This window comes from Halomonas sp. A3H3 (genome assembly GCF_000982975.1).
Lineage (GTDB): Bacteria > Pseudomonadota > Gammaproteobacteria > Pseudomonadales > Halomonadaceae > Vreelandella > Vreelandella titanicae.
On record NZ_HG423343.1, the window covers coordinates 2,221,403 to 2,241,312 of the forward strand.

Here is a 19,910-nt window from a genome sequence, read left to right on the forward strand (position 1 = left end):
CGGCATCAGTTAGCCATCATGTAAACGCCGGGGCCAATCGGCCATCCCATGGCTAGCCAGAACATCAGAAACGCAGACCAGGCGATCAAGAAGCTCAAGGCAAGTGGAAGCATGGTGGCGATGAGCGTGCCTAATCCCATATCAGGCTTGTAGCGCTGCATATACACCAGGGCGACCGAGAAGTAGGGGCTCATTGGGGAAATGATGTTGGTACTAGAATCACCGATGCGGAACATCGCCAATACAAAGGCGGGATCAAAGTCGATCATCATTAGCATGGGTACGAAGACCGGCGCCATTAATGCCCACTGTGCCGAGCCACTGGTCATAAAGACGTTAAGTACCGCGCTCATCGCAATAAACGCACCTACTAGCGGAAGCCCAGTAAACCCGGTGCTTTGTAGAATGTTTGAGCCTTCAATGGCAATGTACTGACCAAGCTCCGACCAACGGAAGTAGGCAATAAATTGCGAAATGGCAAAGAACAGCACGAGGGTGGGTGCCAGATCGCTAGCTGACTCGGCCATGTGTTTGGGCACGTCACGGCTACTGGTGATCTTGCTGGTAGTGATGCCATAAACCAGCCCAATAGTGACGAAGTAGATAAACATAAGCGGCACCAGCGAGCGTAGGAACGGTGATGGAATCAGGCCGCCCTCTTCATTACGCAGTGGCGATGCCTCCGGTACCACGGCTATTAGCACCAGCGCGAGATAAAGCAAAGTGGCAATGCCGACACGCTTGAGGCCTCGCTTTTCTGCCTCAGTCAATTCTGGTTTGACGATATCAGTTTTAAAGTCCTTGCCCATCGGCAGGGTACGTTGAAGTCTGGGCTCCACTATTTTATCGACAATCAAGGTGCCCATAGTCGCAAGTACAAATACTGAGCAGGCCACGAAATAGTAGTTGTCGATCGGTGACACATAGGCTCCAGGGTTGACTAAACGCGCAGCGTCAGTGGTAATGCCGGCAAACAGTGCGTCCCCTACGGTAATGAAGAGGCTAGCATCAAACCCCGCTCCAGCGGCAGCGTAGGCAGCTGCTGCACCGGCAATCGGATGTCGCCCAACCGAGTAGTACACCATAGCCGCTAAGGGAATTAAGATTAGGTAGTTGGCGTCTGATGCGATGCTGCCGCAAATGCCGGCCATAAATACACAGAAGGTAAGCAGAGAGGGTGGCGCTTTCGCCACACTGACCTGCATCAACGTTGACAACAGGCCGACTTTATCCGCCAAGCCAATGCCAAACATGACGACTAGAATCAGTCCCAGTGGGGGGAAGTTGACAAAGTTACTGACCACACTGGTCAACATGAACTCGATCCCATCCGATGAGAGCAGGCTGCGAACGTAAACCTCTGCATCGGTTTGGGGATTAATCGCAGAAACACCCAAGGTAGCGAGTATGGCGGAAATCATCACGACAATAGCCGCTAGAATGGTAAACAAAATAAAGGGGTGGGGCAGCTTATTGCCCACTCGTTCTATAGAAGAGAGTACGCCTTGCATCATTTTGACCCTTATTTTTAAACGTTATTTTTAAACCTGATGGCTTGGTAAAGGACTATTAGTAAGTGGGTTTTTAGTGCTTGGTTAGCAGTTCTTTGGCTAGGGCTACGAACATTCCGCCTGCCACTGGTAGGATTTGATCATTGAAGTCATAACGCTCGTTGTGCAGGTAAGCACCTTCGCCGTTGCCGACAAAAAAGAAGCAGCCAGGTACTTCCTGGAGATAAAAAGCAAAGTCCTCTGCGCCCATGGTGGGCATATAGTCCAACTGCTGAATATCATTGCTCACGGTGTGCTTGGTGGCTATAGACAGCACTCGTTCCGACCAGGCTTGATCATTGACTAGCGGGGGGACTTGGTGCAGGTGCTCCATATGGTAATAAGCACCATGCGCTGCACAAACACCTTGGGTCACTTGCTCAAGTTTTCCCGCCAATGCTTCTCGGGAAGAGGGTCGGTCGCTACGAATATTAACCAGTAGCTCGGCGTGGCCGGGAATAACGTTGGCAGCATCGCCAGCATGGAAGGAAGCTACTGTAATAACGCCCGCTTCCAGTGGCGATTTATGACGCCCTACCAGCCCCTGCAACTGTTGCACCAGCGATGAACCTATATAAATAGGATCTACCGCCAGGTGCGGCATGGCTGCGTGGCCAGAGACGCCTTCTATAGTGACTTTATAAGTGTCGTTTCCTCCCATTGCCGGGCCAGGTTTAACGAACAGCTGACCGGCAGGAAAGCCTGGGCGGTTATGGTAGCCAAACACGGCGTCCACTTGTGGGTTTTGTAGCACGCCCGCTTTAACCATTAAATCGGCACCGTTTCCACCTTCTTCGCCCGGCTGAAACAGCAGTTTGATATGGCCGCACAGCTCGTCCTGCATTGCCATCATAGTTTCTGCGGCAAGCAGCAGTGTGGCGGTATGTCCATCGTGGCCGCAGGCGTGCATTAGACCTTCTCGCTGGGAACGGTGGGCAAAGGCGTTGGTTTCATTAATCGGCAGTGCGTCCATATCGGCACGAAAAGCAAGCACGGGCCCTTCCCGACCTGTATCCAGTTCCGCCATGACACCAGTGGTGGCGATGCCTTCCGTTACTTGATAACCAAGTTCGCTAAGCCGCTTGGCAACGAGTCTCGCAGTATCGTTTTCTTGGAATTTAAGCTCTGGGTTCTGGTGAAGCTTATGCCGCAGTTCGGTGGCTTCATGCAGTTGCTGTTTTGAAAATACTTGCTCTGAAAACATGTCCTGTCCTTGCCGTTATCGATGTATTTTTTGGCGCTTTTACGTTAAGCGACTTGGCAGGCAGAAAAGAGGCAGTTGAGTAACGAGTTTGTTGCTTTGAAAGCAACATTGGTGGGGGAAGTGACCCCTTGCATAGTTGCACAAGCTATAGCGCAGTGTTCAGGGAGACGAGGATTAGCGACGAACCTATCGTCAAACGTTGAACGACCAAACGACAAGCCGCGGTGATGATGGATATTTTAAAGGCAAAACCACGGCCGTAGGGTGGCTCATGAGTATTCGCTCAGTGTCTCCGAAGTCGATGGTGGGGTCGAAGAGAACCAGCGCAACATAGCGAATGGTTTCCGAGCATGCCCGAAGGATTTCTGTGGACAGTATGAATCCGAGCGGCGGGAGCCAGGGAGACTCCGGGCGAGGCCCTGCATACCGAAGCACGAAGCGTTCCATGCTCTTGTCGAAGTGGTTGCCATGGATGCCTTCTTAGAGGCCACTATTACTACCAAAGTATACCGTGATGATTGAGGCCCTATGAGCTATCGTGTGCATTGTGGTATGCAAAGGTATTCAAAAGTATTCGTTTGCAGGTGTTAGCTTGATTAGCACTCTTGGTTTGTTTGGCCTGAGGACGACGGATGACCTCATGTGTAAAAACGTGGCCGAAGGGGCTGATAAGAAGGTGTTGGAGTGTGAACTACCTGCTGATGAGGTGACGTTTGCCGATGCGCCCGTAGTGATTATTAGACAGCCAAAACACGGCCTTTGAGTCGTTATTAACATTGGCGCACTGAGGTTTATCATGGCGACATTACAGGAACACAGAACCATGACAGGTCATATTGAACAACCCGGCCTGATAAGAGCGTTGGATAAGGTTTGTAGATGCCTGGAAAACGCTCTTATTTTTGTTGCCGGATCTATGATTATTTGCGCCATGGCAATTACTTTTGTCGATGTCGTAATGCGTTATATCTTCAACTCGCCGCTTAATTGGTTTTTTAACCTAATCACCATGTACCTTCTTCCAGGGTCTTATTTTCTGGCGTTCTCTTATGCGTTGAGAACGGGAAGCCATCTGAAGGTTGATTATTTCAAAAGCAAGCTGCCTTTAAAATTTACCAGCTTTTGCCTTTTGGTCTTCGGCCTCATCGCCACATTGATGTTTAGCTATATTGCTTATACCTATTCTTTAAGGGCATACAGTGCCTGGCAAGAGAACGAGATCGTTTATGGCGTTGTGAGCTGGGTTGTTTGGCCGTCTGAATTTATTATCGCTATCGGCTCCTTTGTTTTCTCGTTCAGGTTGTTAATAACAACAATAAATAACTATGTTTCTAAAGGGGGCGAGCTGTGATGGTCATTGCTTTATCTTTTCTCTTTCTGTTTTTTCTTTTGATAATAGGCATTCCGGTTGCAATCAGTCTTGCGATATCCGGTGCTTTGGGCATTTTTCTAACCAATGGGATAGATGTCCTGCTGGGGATCCTATCGGCTTCGCCAGGCTCTGCTCTGACGACCTACGAGCTGCTCACCATTCCGATGTTTATCCTCATGTCGGAATTTATGGGGGTCAGCGGTATCACCGGCTCCCTGTTTAGCGCCATTGCCAAGTGGACAGACAAGATACAAGGTGGCGTGGGGATTGCTGCTGTTGTCACAGGTGCTGCTTTTGGTGCAATTTCTGGCTCCAGTACAGCGGCTGCAGCCACGCTGGGGAAAATCAGCACGCCCGCCATGCAGGCTGAGGGGTATTCTCCGAAAATGGCTGGCAGTATTGCCGCTATTTCGGGCACTATTGCCATGCTGATTCCTCCCAGTGTCGCACTGATTTTCTATGGGCTGCTCAGCGGGGTTAGCATCAGTGACCTTCTGATCGCTGGCATAGTGCCTGGCATATTGGTGACGCTCACTATCGCCATTACCATCAAGATTCTGATCATCCGAAATCCAGTAGCCTCTAATAATAAGACCTATAGCTTCCGCGAAAAGCTGACAGCACTGAAGGTAGCTACCCCCTTTCTGATGCTGTTCAGCGTTGTTACGGGATTAATCTACACTGGCATTGCCACACCCGTTGAGTCCTCTGCTTTGGGTGCACTAGGCGCACTTTTGCTTGCTTTGAAATCAGGCAATCTCAATGCTGAAGCATTCAAAAATGCCGTTATAAATACGTGCTGCATTTCTGCCATGATCGGCCTTATTGTTGTTTGTGCACATGTTTTCGGTTACTTCATAACCATGACCGGCATCACCCGAAACTTAGTCAACTATGTGGGACTGCTGGATGTTTCGCCATACCTTATCTTGTTCTTTTTGGTGATCCTCTATCTGGTGCTGGGGCTGTTCCTAGACCTGATCTCTATTCTGATTCTCACCATTCCTGTGGTTCTTCCGGTTGTCGTCTCGCTCGGGTTCGATCCGATCTGGTTCGGTGTGATCGTTATTTTGTTGGCTGAGATCGGTATTGTCACACCACCGGTCGGCATGAACGTCTTTGTGGTGGCGAAAGTGGCCAATGTGCCTGTCGAGGAGCTTTTCTCAGGCGTCATACCCTACATCGTCATGCTGCTTGGTTTGATCGCTTTGTTAATAGCATTTCCACAGATTGTGCTGTGGCTTCCATCAACGGCTATGTACTGACGCGTAATGTTGGTAACTAGTCTTCGCCAATTTGTAGGAGTTTGGGTCAACGATAGATAGGGTTCATCTATATAAAGGTGGGTTAAGGTTTAAGCTTGTTGTAAAAACGTTATACCTATCATCAATGCACCATGCATTATTGGAAGATTTTGTTTATCCCGCTGTATTCATTAATGACTGGCACAAAAACTGAAGAGCGATAAAAGGGAGTACCATCATGAATAACTATAAAAAGCACCTTCCACTGCTGTTGACGGGTGTTTTGGCATGCGGTTCAGTCTCCGCGGCAGAGGTTGAACCAGTGACATTGAAGTTTGCCGAATGGCTGCCCACCACTTCTTTTGCCATAGAGTATGGGGCCAACCCGTTTATGGAAAAGGTGGCGGAGCTCTCCGACGGACAGATACAGTTCGACTTTTATCCGGCAGAACAACTTGGGCGTGGTTCTGAATCTCTGACCTTGTTGCAGACAGGTGTGGCGGATATTGCCAACGTATCTCCGGCTTATATACCGGAAAAGCTCCCTTTGTCTGGCGTTGTTGAGCTACCGGAAATCGTAAAAAACTCCTGTAGCGCGGCGGATAGCTTCTATGAGATGGCCCAGCCAGGTGGGGCTATTTATGAAGCGGAGTTCAAGCGGCATCACATCCGCCCTCTTTGGGTGGGCAATATGGGGCGCTATCGAATACTGACCAACAACAGCGATATTTCGTCGCTCGATGACTTGAATGGTCTGCGAATGCGTACTGCCGGTGGACCTATGACACTCACCGCTGATGCTCTGGGTTCAAGCCCTGTCACAATGCAGGCTTCAGACGTACTAACATCACTCTCTCGCGGTACGCTGGATGGTGTGTATTACCCGCTTCGAGGCATCCTGGACTATGGCCTTGCACCAGCACTGGATCAATTAATTCCGAACTTCTCCGTCGCTAGCTTTGGTCTCACCTACTCGATTAGTGACCGAGTGTGGGAGCGCCTGTCACAGCAGCAACAGGATATTCTGGTAGAGGCAGGAAGGTACGCTATGCAAACCTACTGTGATTACGTGGATAACTCTGAACCGGAAATCATCCAGACACTTGAGGAGGAGTACGGTATTGCCCAAGTGCCCCTATCTGATAGCGATCTTGAACAAGCACACGCCAACCTTGAAGGCGTCTATGACCGCTGGGCAGAACCCTTGAAAGCGCGCGGCCTGCCAACTCAAGAGGTAATTGAAGGCATGCAGTAAGTGGTGTCGCCGGGCTCAGCAAATGGCCCGGCAGTTTTAGGCGGGTGTGCAGGGCTGCGGGAAAAGCAGGCAGTTCACAGGAGAGATGACATGAGCAGAACAAAATTGCAGGGCAAGGTGCTAGCCAGTGGACTGGCGTTTCCTGAAGGGCCGATTGCCATGGAAGATGGCAGCATATTAGTCGTGGAGATTCAAAGAGGCCGCTTGACGCGTGTCCTACCTGACGGCGAGCTACAGACCGTGGCGGAGGTGGGTGGGGGGCCAAATGGGGCGGCTCTCGGGCCGGATGGGCACTGTTATATCTGCAACAATGGTGGATTCAGTTGGCGTACTGACGATGGCTACAGCCGACCTATCGGCGCTGCATCCGATTATGACGGCGGTTCGATTCAAAGAGTCAACCTTGTCACCGGCTCTGTTGAGACGCTTTACACCCACTGCCAGGGCGTTCCGCTGCATGGCCCTAACGATATCGTTTTTGACGATCAGGGTGGTTTCTGGTTTACCGACTTTGGCAAGAAATTTGATGACCGCATCATGCTGGGTTACCTCTACTATGCCCGATGCGACGGTAGCTCGATTCGCCGCGCGGCAAAGCATCTGCTGACGCCCAATGGGGTTGGCCTGTCGCCAGATGGGCGTATGTTGTACGTCTCTGAAACCGAAACCAGTCGGCTTTGGCGTTATCCGATCACCGCGCCCGGTGAGCTGGGTCAGGAGCCTTGGTCATCTCCCAATGGCGGCAAGTTGGTTCACGGCCTGCCGGGCTATCAGCGCCTTGACTCTATGGCTTTGGAAGAGAGTGGTAACATTTGTGTCGCTACCCTGGTGGATGGGGGGATCAGTGTTTTTTCTCCGCAGGGGGATTTGCTGGAGTTTCATGAAGCCCCTGAAGGGTATTGCACTAATATCTGCTTTGGTGGATCAAACTTGCAGACGGCTTACATCACTCTGTCCGGTTATGGTCAGCTGTTAGCTGTCCCTTGGCCACGCCCTGGTTTGCGTTTAAATAATCAATAACTTCACCAGAGAGCAGGTGCTTTGGAAGTGCTTGAATAAATGGATGTGGCAGGATGTAAATCACAACAGCGATTGCTGATTAGCCAGCCAGTAATGGATGGCTTGAGCACCTCGGCGTAGACGTTCAGCGACGTGCGTCAGCCCAGCCTCTTGAGTAAGCCACTGAGCGCTTCTTGTTTCCTGCCTGCATGCAGACTGGCAGATCCGTGCTTCTTAGCAGGTGCTGTCGGTCTATGGCCCGTTGGTGTCGAGGGGCGGCAAAGTCGTCCGCTCTACCCATCTTCTGGGTGATCTCGGCACTCCTCACTACCTCTATTGCGCTGATCGCCACGCCAGTGGGCTTGCTGCTCCAAGTCCCCCTCTCATTGAGATCGACAACCCCTTGAGGCTGCAGGTTTGTGAGTGCTTATAAACGTACCACACACCCTGAGCGGCCAACGGCTAATGGTCATTGTCACAGGCGCGTACATCCGGTCAGTGCATGGTGCCTGGCGGGGCGCTTTTGTTCAGGCGTTGTTATGGCGCTCGGATCGTTTCCTTCAGAATGTGAGTAGCGGTTAGTTATCGGTTTTTTGCCCTGCATTGCGACCAAAGTATGTCGTGATAGTTGCAGCGCTATGGGCTAGTGTGTGTATTATAGTATCCAATGGTATTCAAGAGTATTCTTATTGGAGGTGTTGGTTTGATTAGTACTATTGGTTTTATTGGCCTGGGGGCAATGGGTGAGCCCATGTGTAAAAACCTGGCCAAAGGGTCTGGTAAGAAGGTGTTGGCCTATGACCTTGCCTCTGAGCCGCTGGAGAGACTGGCGGCTGAGGGTGTGCAGAAGGGCGAGGACGCTCTGCAAGTGGCGCGCGAGAGTGATGTCCTCTTCCTGTCTTTGCCAAGTGGCCAGCATGTAAAAAGCTTGATGCTAGGAGAGGACGGCATTGCCAATGAACTCAAGCAAGGCGCTACAGTCGTCGACCTGAGCACAACCTCCGTAGAGGATGCCAGGTGGTTAGAGCGTGAGCTGCAGGCCTACAAGGTGAAGTTTGCCGATGCGCCTGTCGCGCGCACTCGGCAGGCTGCGATTGATGGCAACTTGTGCGTCATGGTGGGTTGCGCCGAAACCATTTACGGAAATATTAAAGAGCTTCTGCAGCACATTGCATCAGACATTATTCATTGTGGAGATGTTGGCGCCGGCCAGTTGGCCAAGATTCTGAATAACATGGTGCTCTTCGATACGGTGGCCAGCCTTTCCGAGGCATTGGTGATTTGTGAGAAAAGTGGCGCCGACCCTAAAAAGATTTTTGAAGCTATGTCGTTAGGGTCCGCAGATAGCTTTGCCCTGCGCAACCATTGCATGAAATTCATGCTCGAAAATGATTTCCCAGAAAAAAAATTCCCTACCTCATATGCATTAAAAGACCTCAGCTATGCGCTGGAACTGGCAGAGAATTACGGCTTGACGTTGGGAATGGCAGAAAATACGAAGTCCCTATTTCAGAAAGCTATAAAGGAAGGATACGGAGAGCAGTACTTTCCGGTCATCGTCAATAGTATGCGCAATGACTGAGTTTAGTCTTTAACGGAAAGTTAAATATATAACAATTACGAGAGGTGACTATGGCTTATACGAAGCAAGCATCCGTGCTGGCGGTGGTAATTTCCTTATGTGCAGCAGGCGTTGCCCATGCCGATACTCGATTGACGATTGGTTCTACATCCTCTTCGTCATCACATTATGGTTATTTCGTCGCGGTTTCCCAGATTATTAACGAGCATGTCGATGATGTTCGCTCTTCCGTTATGGAGACAGGAGCAACCATTGATAACTTGAGAAGGATCAAGCGTAACCAGGCGGATATGGGGTTAGTAACCACCAATGTTGCCTATGATGCCTATCACGGTGAGGGTGCTTTCGAGGGTAATGAAGTCCCCACCAATGTGCTATGGGTGTATGGCCCTTCGGCGCAGAATGTTGTGGTCAGAGCGGATGCAGGCCTGAATACCATCAGTGATCTGGAAGGTGTTAAATTCAACCCGGGTATTGTTGGATCGGGCACGGAAGCGACTGCAGAAGCGGTGTTTGATGTGATCGGTGTAACGCCTGACTATGTGCGTGGTTCCACAACCGACATGGTTAACCAGATCAAGGATAATCGTGTCAAAGGTTATGTGAAGAGCGGCAATGGCCGAATGCTGGATGCCTCCAGTATCGATATCGCCACTATGACCCCAGTTAATATTCTTGGCTTGAGCGATGAGCAGGCAGATGCCATTCGCCAGGAACTGCCTAGCTTGGGCATCATGAATATTGAAGAGAATGAGGCTGGTGATGGCTATCCGGCATATACCACCTGGGCGTATGGCAACACGGTAAGTTCAAGAGCTGACTTGGATGAAGAGGTTGCCTACAACATCGTTAAAGCTATCGTCGAGCATCAGGATGCTCAGGCGGCCGCTTTCTCAGTTTTAAAAGATGCAGATATCCCAGAGATGACAATTGAGCTTGCAACGACGCCTCTTCATCCCGGCGCTATTCGCTATTTTGAAGAGCAGGGATATGAAGTCCCTGAACATCTTAAACCCTAAGTTGTGAAATAAAGAGTGGTCGTTTTTATGAAATAGAGCTGACTTGAGTGTTAGCTCTATTGCCTTCTGGCGTGAAGTTATCTTCATGGTGAGACTTATGTTAGAAGCTGTTGAATCGGAATCACAGCCTATAGAAAGTACATCATCCAGGCTTCCTGAGGTGGTAAAAAAGCTGGTTGCATTCTCACTTGGCATGATGATCCTTTATACGGGGATCGCTGGTGCTTTTGATTCTCTTGTGCAGCGTTCGGTGATGCTGGCAAGTGTGATTTTATTGGCATTCATGGTGTATCCGCCAAGTATAAAAGGACGTTTTCTTTTCCTGGGGCGAGCCATTGATGGCTTGCTGTGCGTTTTTGCCATTGTCGCGTGTCTTTATGTGGCCTGGAATCAAAACCGCATCCTCACGCAGTTGCCTATCGCTGGGGTGGTGGATATCACCTTATGTGTATTTCTGGTGATCACGGTACTGGAAATATGCCGACGCTCCGTTGGGATCGCGTTTCCATTGATGGTGTTGCTGTCTCTGGCTTATGTCTTCTTTGGCGATAGATTGTCAGGTGATTTTGGACATCGTGGGTATGGCGTTGAGTTGGTTGTCGAAACCCTTTTCCTGTCGGATCTGGGGTTGTGGGGCATGCTGACGGGTATTGGCGCGACGGTTATTGCCTCTTTTGTGCTGTTTGGCGCTGTTCTTATCCGTACTGGCGGCAGTAAGGTGTTTATGGATCTTGCCATGATCTTTGCGGCTAACCGGGTTGGTGGGGCAGCCAAGATGGCAACTGTCGCCTCGGCAGCATTCGGTTCGGTAAATGGTAGTGCGGTAGCCAATGTGGCCACCACTGGTGCTATGACTATTCCCTTGATGAAAAGGATGGGCTATCCCGCACCGATTGCTGGTGCTGTAGAGGCGGTGGCTTCCACTGGTGGGCAACTGACACCACCGATTCTTGGTGCGGCGGCATTTATAATGGCCGAGACGTTGGGTGTCAGCTATCTGTCGGTGGCGTTGGCTGCTTTGATCCCTGCGTTGATGTTTTATTCCAGCGTGTTTATGACCATTCACCTAATCGCCTTGAGAAAGGGAATCGGCGGGCTGTCGGAAGAGAACGATGTGCCCAAGATTAGGGATGCCATTAAGCTTTCTAAATCAGCACCGCTGTTAGTTGGTCTTGGGGTGTTGGTGGTGATGGTGTTAAGCGGTCGCTCGGTCGCTTTCTCGGCCTCCTTGTCCATCGTGGGAATGCTGATTACCTATACGGTGGCCGTAATAGTCCGCGGCGAAGGCATCAAGCCGGTACTGAACACTTTTGTTGACTCGTGCGTGGATGCTGGTTACGGAATATTGATCATTATCACGATGCTGGTAAGCGCTCAGATTGTTGTCGCGATGATAAATATGACCGGAGTGGGCGTGACAATATCGTCCTTGGCAGTTGGTCTGGGCGGTGGTTACCTGTTTGGTGTCGCCTTTATTGTGGCGCTGGCCTGCTTGCTGTTGGGCATGGGCATTCCGACAACCGCAGCCTACGTACTGGTAGCGGCGGTCATGGCGCCCGCACTAGTGTCAGCAGGAGTGGAGCCGATTGCCGCGCATATGTTCGTCTTCTACTTCGCGACCATTTCGGTGATTACACCTCCTTTGTGTGTTGCCGTATTTGTTGCTTCCTCGATTGCCGATACCCGCTGGGAAAGAACTGCGCTGCAGGCTGTACGCTTAGCAGCCGTCACCTACGTGATTCCGTTTCTGTTTATTACCTACCCAGGCGTTCTCTTTAACGGAGATGTGTCCCAGATATTGGAAGCGGTGCTGTCTGGCGCAGTGCTAGTGGTATCAGCGTCGGTCGTACTCTCTGATATTTTTGAAAAAGACATGAAGAGGAAAATAGGCGCACTGCTGTGCATTGTATCAGCGGCTATGGCCATTATCCCTTCCCTTTATGCCCTGTTCGCGGGAGCGGTTGTACTGCTGTTTGTTCTAGCGTTCGTGAAGCCATTCTCCAGAAATGCTGCAACGTTAAACTAATACATATAACTAAATTGAAGGAATGATGTAATGGGTGAGATGAAGCGCTATCAACTTCGTATTGGCGATCAATGGTGTGATGCGGCAGATGGAAACGTGCTGGAATCGATCAATCCGCTTAACCAGCAGGCATGGGCATTGATCCCTCAGGCAACTGCTTCTGATGTTGACGCCGCGGTGCAAGCTGCACGACATGCCTTTGAAACCGAATGGCGGTCTACAAATGGCCTACAACGTGCTGCGCTAATGCACGAATTGGCTAATCTGCTCGAATCCGACACCGAGCGCATGGCCCAACTTGAGACCACCGACAACGGCAAGGTAATCCGCGAGACACGGGTGCAGATGCGTTTTGCGGCTCGCAACTACCGCTACTTTGCTGGCTGGGCGGACAAGCTCCAAGGCGAGAGCATTCCGCTAGACCGCCCTGAGCTGGTTGATTTCACTACTCGCGAGCCGCGCGGCGTGGCAGCCTTGATCACCTCTTGGAACTCGCCGATAGCGATCCTCGCCAACAAGCTTGCACCGGCCTTGGCGGCGGGTTGCACCGTTGTAATTAAGCCCTCAGAGATGGCGAGCGTGACCACCCTGGCTTTCGCTGAGCTGTGCGAAAGAGCTGGCTTTCCTCCTGGCGTGATTAACGTGGTGACCGGTGACGGTAGCGTAGGTGCGGCACTCACCGGGCACCCTGATGTCGACCTGATCAGTTTCACCGGCGGTACCGCTACAGGCAAGGCGATTTCTCGGGCCGCCGCCGAACATCTAACACCGGTGACCCTTGAACTGGGAGGTAAGTCGGCCAACATTGTATTTGCCGATGCTGATCTTGAGCAGGCTGTGACCGGAGCCGTGGCGGGGATCTTTGCCGCCGCCGGACAGACCTGTATTGCTGGCTCGCGACTGCTGGTGCAGCGGGACATCTACGATCAGGTGGTGGCGCAGGTTTGTGAACGCGCCCGGGCGATTCGTATTGGTGACCCTCGCGATGAGAACACTGAGATGGGCCCGATGGCGACCCAGGGGCAGCATCAACGAGTACTTGACTTCATCGAACGTGCCCGCACTCAGGGTGCTAAGTTGGCGGCGGGCGGTAGGGTGCCGCAGGGCGACGTATATGGTCGCGGCTATTTCGTCGAGCCGACGGTATTCTCTGATGTGGCGCCGGACTCCGAACTGGCTCAAGAAGAAGTGTTTGGGCCAGTGTTAGCGATTATTCCCTTTGATACGGAGGAGCAGGCTATCGCCATCGCTAACGGCACCGCTTACGGGTTAGTCGCCGGGCTATGGACGCAAAATTTGGCAAGAGCGCATCGCGTTGCCAGACAACTTCAGGTTGGTGGGGTATGGGTCAATACCTATCGCACAAATGCTGCACAAGCACCATTCGGCGGGGTCAAGGCCAGTGGTAGTGGCCGTGAGCGCGGAATGCACGCTTTAGATGAGTACCTTGAGATTAAAAACCTGATGATCGACTTGTCTAACGAAGCTCGCGATCCTTTTGCGATTCGTACTTGATTTAGTCGTCATAACTCTCAAAAAAAGCCTCTAGACGGATCTTGTAGGCCTCACGGATATGGTTGCGTGCCAGCTTTTCCGCGGCTTCCGGGTCGCGTGCTTCGAGCGCGTCAATGATTGCCTTATGCTCACTGCGCGCGGCTTCGGCACGGTTTGGTTTAGCTAGGGTGCTACGCCCAAGCAACATCATTGATTCATGCAGTGAGTGCAGCATTTTAAGCAGGTAGCGGTTGTGTGCACAGCGGTAGAGAGTGCTATGAAATAGCTTATTATTCTTAACTAGATCTTGGGTCTCCTTTAACCGTGCATCGCGATCGCTAATTTCGCGTAGGAAAGCGATTTCAACCTCTGAAGCGTGTTGTGCGGCAAAGCCCGCAGCAGTCCCCTCTAACATCTCGCGCATAGCATATAGCTCGCTAATCATGCTGTGGTCGAGTTCAGTGATGATGGTGCCACGGATCGGATCATTAGCTACCAACCCTTCAAGCTGTAAACGATTAAGCGCTTCGCGAACAGGCGTACGACTTAAGCCTATGCGCTCAGATAAGTCGACTTCACGAATCCTTGTCCCTGGTGGCAGGGTGCCTTCCTTAATAGCTTCGATGATGTAGCTGTAGGCCTGCTCACTGCGCGGTTCGCCGCGCTGATTGGCTGCCTGGGTGGCGTGCTTGCGTGGTGTGGATTCAGTCATAGCTACAAGCCTTAAATTGCGATTTTGACGAATGGTAATGATATGACAATGAACAACACTTGTCATTTTGAACACTGTTGGATACATTTGTATGTATTAGAATTTGGTGTGCGCTTTTACCGTCACCATCTCTTCTTGTCAGTAATCATGAGGGAGTTCCAATGTTGTCATCGACTGGAGAGCGGCTCAGTGAGGCCGATCTGACTGGCCATGACGTGCTGGTGATTGGTGGAGGTAATGCTGCGTTGTGTGCCGCTTTATCGGCGCGTGAGCAGGGCGCCAGCGTGCTGTTACTGGAGAGTGCTCCGCGTCAATGGCGTGGTGGTAATAGTATTCACACCCGTAATTTGCGCTGCATGCATCGTGAGCCTACTGATGTGCTTAGTGACGCCTACCTTGAGGATGAGTTTTTCGATGACGTTTGGCGTGTTACCGGCGGCATCACCAACGAAGTGTTGGCCAAGCATGTGATTCGAGCCTCAGAAACCTGCACCGATTGGATGAAAAGCTACGGTGTGCGCTTTCAACCATCGCTGGGTGGCACTCTGCACCTGGGGCGAACCAACGCCTTTTTCCTGGGGGGCGGCAAAGCACTCGTCAATACCTACTACCAGGCAGCTGAGCGACTTGGGGTGACAATCCTCTATGAGGCTGAAGCTGAACAGTTGGTCTTTGATGACAACCGCTTTGACCATGCGTTGGTGACTTACAATGGCTCACCACGCAAGGTGAGTGCTAAGTCAGTGGTGATTGCCTCTGGCGGCTTCGAGTCCAACCAAGCGTGGTTGGAGGAAGCATGGGGAGAGGTCTCCCGTAACTTCCTGATCCGTGGTACTCGCTTCAACCAGGGTAAGATGCTGCGCAGCCTGATTGATAACAGCGCCATGGTGATTGGGGATCCAACGCAAGGTCACGCGGTAGCTATCGATGCACGCGCGCCCAAGTACGATGGCGGTATCGTCACCCGTGTCGACTGTGTATCCCTGGGGATTGTGGTTAACCGCGATGGCAAGCGCTTCTATGACGAAGGCGAAGACTTCTGGCCCAAGCGTTATGCCATCTGGGGACGGCTGATTGCCAAACAGCCGGGGCAGGTGGGTTATTCGATTACCGACTCCAAGGCGCAGGGGCGCTTTATGCCTTCAGTTTTTCCCCCTGAGCAGGCCGATACGCTTGAGGAGTTGGCACTTAAGCTCGATCTGCCGGTTGACGCCGTACTCAAAACTATCGATGAATTCAATGCTGGCGTACAGCCTGGCAACTTCGATCACAGTGTGCTCGACGATTGCCATACACAGGGTGTTACACCCGAAAAGACCCATTGGGCGCAGCGTATCGACGAGCCTCCGTTCTACGGCTACCCACTTCGTACCGGCATTACCTTCACCTACTTAGGCGCTAAAGTCGATGAAAAAGCGCGTATGTACATGGCTAACGGCGAGTTGGCGGACAATGTTTTCCTAGCCGGTGAGATCATGGCCGGTAATATTTTAGGCCAGGGCTATGTTGCTGGCTTTGGTATGACCATCGGCACCGTATTTGGTCGCATCGCAGGCACAGAGGCAGGCAATTATGCAAAAGATTGATGCACTAATCGAAGAAACCCGCAACAACATGACGATCTGCAATGCCTGCCGGTATTGTGAAGGGTTCTGCCCGGTATTTCCGGCCATGGAGCGGCGTCGTACGTTCACTCCCGAAGATCTTAAGTATCTGGCCAACCTATGCCACAACTGCGGTGAGTGCTACTACGCTTGCCAGTACGCTCCGCCCCATGAGTTTGCCGTTAACGTACCGCAGTCAATGGCCAAGCTTCGTGTCGCGTCTTATCGACAGTATGCTTGGCCACAGCCATTGGCCCGTCTGTTTGACCGCAGTGGCTTGCTTGCCGCCTTGGCACTGGCGGTAGGGTTGACGCTCATCCTGTTGATTGCCATTGCGCTAAATGGTGATCTGTCGGCACTGGTCACCACACAGCATAGTGGCGACTTCTACGCGCTATTGCCACATAACACCATGGCGGTGACCTTTGGCTCGGTGTCGTTGTTTGTGCTACTAGCGTTGATCATGGGGATGGTGCGCTTTTGGCGCGAAAGCGGCGAGGGCGTAACTGGGCTTGGCGATGCCGAAAGCTGGCGGCAGGCACTCAAAGAAACTTTTTCACTCCAGCATCTGCACGGTCAGGAAGAGGCTGGCTGCACTTACCCAGATGCCTATCATTCGCACTGGCGGCGGCGCTTCCACCATTTTACCTTTTACGGGTTCATGCTTAGCTTCGCAGCGACCGTGACCGGCACCATCTATCACTATGTGTTTGGCTGGCAGGCGCCCTACGATTTTATCAGTCTTCCCAAACTGTTCGGTACCTTGGGCGGCATCGGCCTTTTGATAGGTCCGGCGGGGCTTTTGTACCTCAAGCTGGTGCGTGATCAGGACACTGCTGATGTGCGCCAGATGGGAATGGATGTGGCTTTCATAGTGCTGCTGTGGCTGACCGGCTTAACAGGCCTGTCCCTAATGCTGCTACGTGAGACCTCAGCCATGGGGGTTATGCTGGTGGTGCATTTAGGCGTGGTTATGGCACTTTTCATCACCATGCCCTATGGCAAGTTCGTGCATGGTTTCTATCGTTTATTGGCGGTCTATCGTAACGCCCTGGAGCGCAATCGCCTTGACCAATAATCTTCTCTCCAGAGGCAGCACCCGCACGCCAGCCGACATAATATCGTCTGTAGGACTCTACCAGGTGTCACCTTACCGATTATCAAGCGGCCGTGAATCAACTTATGACTAAATTAGCCATAAGAGGTTGCCCTCTCATGGTTGTTACGACGAAGACGCTGAGCGGCACGGAAAGCGTCAATGAGGAATTGTAGCCCTAGCGCGGCGAAGCCGATCGGTAGGAGTACTGACGTTAAGCTTGCTGGCTACGCTTGTTTCACGAAGGTATTCGTTTGCCTGGTAATGGCCATTTAGAATCAGCTGGAGTCCTGAGAGGCACCTCAAAGGTCTTATTAATCCAGGTTATCGAGCGATCAGTTCGGCAATTCGCTGGGCAGCTGCTTTTACTTCCGTGATAGCGGTCTCTTTATCTAGATCCTCCATGGCCACCACGCCCACACAGGCCTCAATGGTAGGGCGAAACGATGTGGACGAGATAGCGCTGGCCACGCCTACTGCCCCGCGTTGTAGCTGCCCATGAGTCAGGCTGTAGCCGTCGAGTCGTGCCTGCTTTATCGCCTCACCTTCTTCCGGGTGAGAGGGCCGTTCGGCAAGGATGGCAATACCGGCAGCGCCCAACGTCAACGGATGGCGGCTACCCACTCGGTAGCCGATTTGCAGAGGCATTTCTCCTGACTCTGCCACCATTAACACAACGCATTCCTCCCCCTGAGCGACAGAGATGAAAGCGGTGGCGCGGGTGGCTCTGGCTAGTGCTTGCAAGAGTGGCTGGGCAATAGCGCGTAGATGAGGTTCAAAGCGAGACGCAAGCAGTGCCGTACCAGCACCCAGGCGAATGGGGCCTTCGGGGGTGCGCGTAATCAGCCCATGGCTGGCCAGAGTGGTCACGATGCGGTAGGCAATGGCTCGATGAATATCGAGGCGTTCAGCTAGATCGGCAATGGAAATGCCATCGCTATGCTCGGAGACAATTTCCAGTGCCTTGAGTCCGCGATCAAGCGTTTGCAACGTGTTGTTAGCCATAGAAAGGCACCTCGGTATTAGGGTTCGGTAAGTGGGCGCGATAACAGGACTCAATAGTTAGCCAAGCGATACAGACTAACGCAGCTACGCTGAGGAGTTGACTCGCCGACAGAAACTGCCTACCTTCATTGTGCATTAAAAGAAACTAAGTGTTCGATAAAAGTAAAATAAATACGAGCCACTTAATTTTACGGAGCCCTTCATGGCATCAGTGTCTCACCGTTCTGGTAGTGCATCAGGCGAGTGCCCTTTTCAACCATCACAGGCGTCCGTGGCATTATCGCCTACCGGTTGCCCTGTCTCCCCTGAAGCGGCCGAATTCGATCCCTTCGATGCGCCTTATCAGCTTGACCCCGCTGAGGCGCTGCGTTGGTTCCGCGAACAGGAGCCGGTGTTCTACAGTCCCAAACTCGACTACTGGGTCGTGAGCCGCTATGAAGATGTGAAGGCGGTTTTCCGTGACAACGTCACCTTCTCGCCCTCTATCGCGTTGGAGAAACTAACCCCCGCACCGCCCGAGGCGACGAAAATTCTCGAGGGCTACGGTTTCGCAATGCGTCGTACCATGGTCAACGAGGATGAACCGGATCACATGGAACGCCGCCGCCTCCTGATGGATGCCTTCCTGCCCGAGAACCTTGAGAAGCACGAAGCGTGGGTACGTGAGTTGGTGCGTGACTATATGGATCGCTTCATCGACAAGGGGCATGCAGATCTGGTGGGTGAGATGTTTCGGGAAATTCCCATGACCGTCGCACTGCGCTTCCTGGGTGTTCCCAATGAAGATGCCAAGGAGCTTCGCAAGTTCTCGGTTGCCCACACGCTGAATACCTGGGGCCGCCCATCCCCGGAGCAGCAACTGCAGATTGCCGAGGATGTGGGCCAGTTCTGGCAAACCGCACAAACTATCCTCGACCACATGTGTGCCGATCCCAGCGGCGAGGGGTGGATGTACGACTCTATCCGCATGCACAACAGGCATCCTGACATTGTGCCGGAGAGCTATTTGCGCTCGATGATGATGGCCATTCTGGTGGCTGCCCATGAGACCACCGCGTTCGCCACCACCAATGCCTTTCGTACTCTGCTATCGAACCGGGAGTCATGGAACGACATCTGCGAGAACCCTGCTTTGATCCCCAGTGCCATCGAGGAGTGCCTGCGCGCCGCCGGTTCGGTCGTGGCCTGGCGACGTATCGCGACCGAAGACACCCAGTTAAGGGGCAAGACGATTCCGAAGGGGGGGAAGCTGTTAATCGTGCAAGCGTCGGCCAACCGCGATCCGAGACACTTTGAAAATCCTGACGAGTTTGATATCTACCGCCATAACTCAGCGGAGCACTTCACTTTCGGCTACGGTGCGCACCAGTGCATGGGGAAGAACATCGCCCGCATGGAGATGCGCATCATCCTTGATGAATTTGTCCGTCGGTTACCCCATATAGATCTGGTCGAGGACCAATCGTTTGAGTAGTGCGCCAGGCATGGCGCGCAGCGCCTTGACCGGCGCTGTTCCTGGGGGTGGTGCTTCAGGATGACTTGGGGGTGAAAGTCCCCTGCACGCCCTGCAAGGGGAAGTGCTAGCCGACGGCAAGGGTGTCCCTCGCGAGGGGGAATCTGAAGGCAGCCCGAGGCAAAACGCTGGCCTGACGAACAGGAAGCGGATACGAGGCGTCATGGCGGGGTAAGGTGGCTACACTCACCAAAGCCCGATACTTGCACGGAACGCCATGATGTAAATCCGACAG

The 19,910-nt window shown here is 52.3% G+C and carries 16 protein-coding genes; 12 read left to right on the forward strand and 4 right to left on the reverse strand.

What is annotated here, in order from left to right; all coding sequences use genetic code 11:
• Positions 1-5: 5 nt before the first annotated feature.
• Positions 6-1,514, reverse strand: a complete 1,509-nt coding sequence (locus tag HALA3H3_RS09935) for an AbgT family transporter (protein WP_223828074.1) — start codon at positions 1,512-1,514, stop codon at positions 6-8.
• A gap of 70 nt (positions 1,515-1,584) precedes the next feature.
• Positions 1,585-2,754, reverse strand: a complete 1,170-nt coding sequence (locus HALA3H3_RS09940) for a M20 metallopeptidase family protein (RefSeq protein ID WP_022521406.1) — start codon at positions 2,752-2,754, stop codon at positions 1,585-1,587.
• 640 nt (positions 2,755-3,394) lie between these two features.
• Here HALA3H3_RS09940 and HALA3H3_RS27610 point away from each other — a divergent pair.
• The 9 genes from HALA3H3_RS27610 to HALA3H3_RS09985 all read left to right on the forward strand — a co-directional run bounded on the left by HALA3H3_RS27610 (position 3,395) and on the right by HALA3H3_RS09985 (position 13,766).
• Positions 3,395-3,517: a hypothetical protein gene (locus HALA3H3_RS27610; protein ID WP_258955999.1), complete on the forward strand. Its 123-nt coding sequence runs from the start codon at positions 3,395-3,397 to the stop codon at positions 3,515-3,517.
• A gap of 60 nt (positions 3,518-3,577) precedes the next feature.
• Positions 3,578-4,105, forward strand: coding sequence for a TRAP transporter small permease (locus HALA3H3_RS09950; RefSeq protein WP_052475703.1), 528 nt, complete (start codon positions 3,578-3,580; stop codon positions 4,103-4,105).
• Positions 4,105-5,391, forward strand: coding sequence for a TRAP transporter large permease (locus HALA3H3_RS09955; RefSeq protein ID WP_041159080.1), 1,287 nt, complete (start codon positions 4,105-4,107; stop codon positions 5,389-5,391). Before HALA3H3_RS09950 ends, HALA3H3_RS09955 begins: the two co-directional genes overlap by 1 nt.
• 217 nt (positions 5,392-5,608) lie before the next feature.
• Positions 5,609-6,625, forward strand: coding sequence for a TRAP transporter substrate-binding protein DctP (gene dctP / locus HALA3H3_RS09960; RefSeq protein ID WP_022521409.1), 1,017 nt, complete (start codon positions 5,609-5,611; stop codon positions 6,623-6,625).
• A gap of 90 nt (positions 6,626-6,715) precedes the next feature.
• Positions 6,716-7,645: an SMP-30/gluconolactonase/LRE family protein gene (locus HALA3H3_RS09965; protein WP_022521410.1), complete on the forward strand. Its 930-nt coding sequence runs from the start codon at positions 6,716-6,718 to the stop codon at positions 7,643-7,645.
• A 682-nt stretch (positions 7,646-8,327) separates the two neighbouring features.
• On the forward strand, positions 8,328-9,206 hold the full coding sequence (locus tag HALA3H3_RS09970) for an NAD(P)-dependent oxidoreductase (RefSeq protein WP_199105065.1): 879 nt from the start codon (positions 8,328-8,330) through the stop codon (positions 9,204-9,206).
• Positions 9,207-9,256: 50 nt separating this feature from the next.
• A complete protein-coding gene (locus tag HALA3H3_RS09975; RefSeq protein WP_022521412.1) occupies positions 9,257-10,225 on the forward strand; it encodes a TAXI family TRAP transporter solute-binding subunit in 969 nt (322 codons plus the stop codon).
• A 97-nt stretch (positions 10,226-10,322) separates the two neighbouring features.
• Positions 10,323-12,251: a TRAP transporter permease gene (locus tag HALA3H3_RS09980; protein WP_053856946.1), complete on the forward strand. Its 1,929-nt coding sequence runs from the start codon at positions 10,323-10,325 to the stop codon at positions 12,249-12,251.
• Positions 12,252-12,281: 30 nt separating this feature from the next.
• Positions 12,282-13,766, forward strand: a complete 1,485-nt coding sequence (locus HALA3H3_RS09985; RefSeq protein WP_022521414.1) for an aldehyde dehydrogenase — start codon at positions 12,282-12,284, stop codon at positions 13,764-13,766.
• A 1-nt stretch (position 13,767) separates the two neighbouring features.
• Here the strand turns inward: HALA3H3_RS09985 and HALA3H3_RS09990 are convergent, their stop codons facing one another.
• Positions 13,768-14,457: a GntR family transcriptional regulator gene (locus tag HALA3H3_RS09990; protein ID WP_022521415.1), complete on the reverse strand. Its 690-nt coding sequence runs from the start codon at positions 14,455-14,457 to the stop codon at positions 13,768-13,770.
• Between the two features lie 161 nt (positions 14,458-14,618).
• Between HALA3H3_RS09990 and tcuA the strand changes: the two genes are divergently transcribed.
• Both tcuA and tcuB read left to right on the forward strand, forming a co-directional pair.
• Positions 14,619-16,043 carry an FAD-dependent tricarballylate dehydrogenase TcuA gene (gene tcuA / locus HALA3H3_RS09995; protein ID WP_022521416.1) on the forward strand — a complete coding sequence of 475 codons (1,425 nt, stop codon included), beginning with the start codon at positions 14,619-14,621 and terminating at the stop codon, positions 16,041-16,043.
• Positions 16,030-17,139: a tricarballylate utilization 4Fe-4S protein TcuB gene (tcuB, locus tag HALA3H3_RS10000; protein WP_022521417.1), complete on the forward strand. Its 1,110-nt coding sequence runs from the start codon at positions 16,030-16,032 to the stop codon at positions 17,137-17,139. The genes tcuA and tcuB overlap by 14 nt, the downstream gene beginning before the upstream one ends.
• A 342-nt stretch (positions 17,140-17,481) precedes the next feature.
• On the opposite strand, the gene HALA3H3_RS10005 is transcribed toward tcuB, so the two are convergent.
• The gene (locus HALA3H3_RS10005; RefSeq protein WP_022521418.1) at positions 17,482-18,162 is read right to left on the reverse strand and encodes an IclR family transcriptional regulator; all 681 of its coding nucleotides are present in this window, start codon (positions 18,160-18,162) and stop codon (positions 17,482-17,484) included.
• A gap of 202 nt (positions 18,163-18,364) precedes the next feature.
• Between HALA3H3_RS10005 and HALA3H3_RS10010 the strand changes: the two genes are divergently transcribed.
• Positions 18,365-19,636, forward strand: a complete 1,272-nt coding sequence (locus HALA3H3_RS10010; protein ID WP_022521419.1) for a cytochrome P450 — start codon at positions 18,365-18,367, stop codon at positions 19,634-19,636.
• Positions 19,637-19,910: the final 274 nt, after the last annotated feature.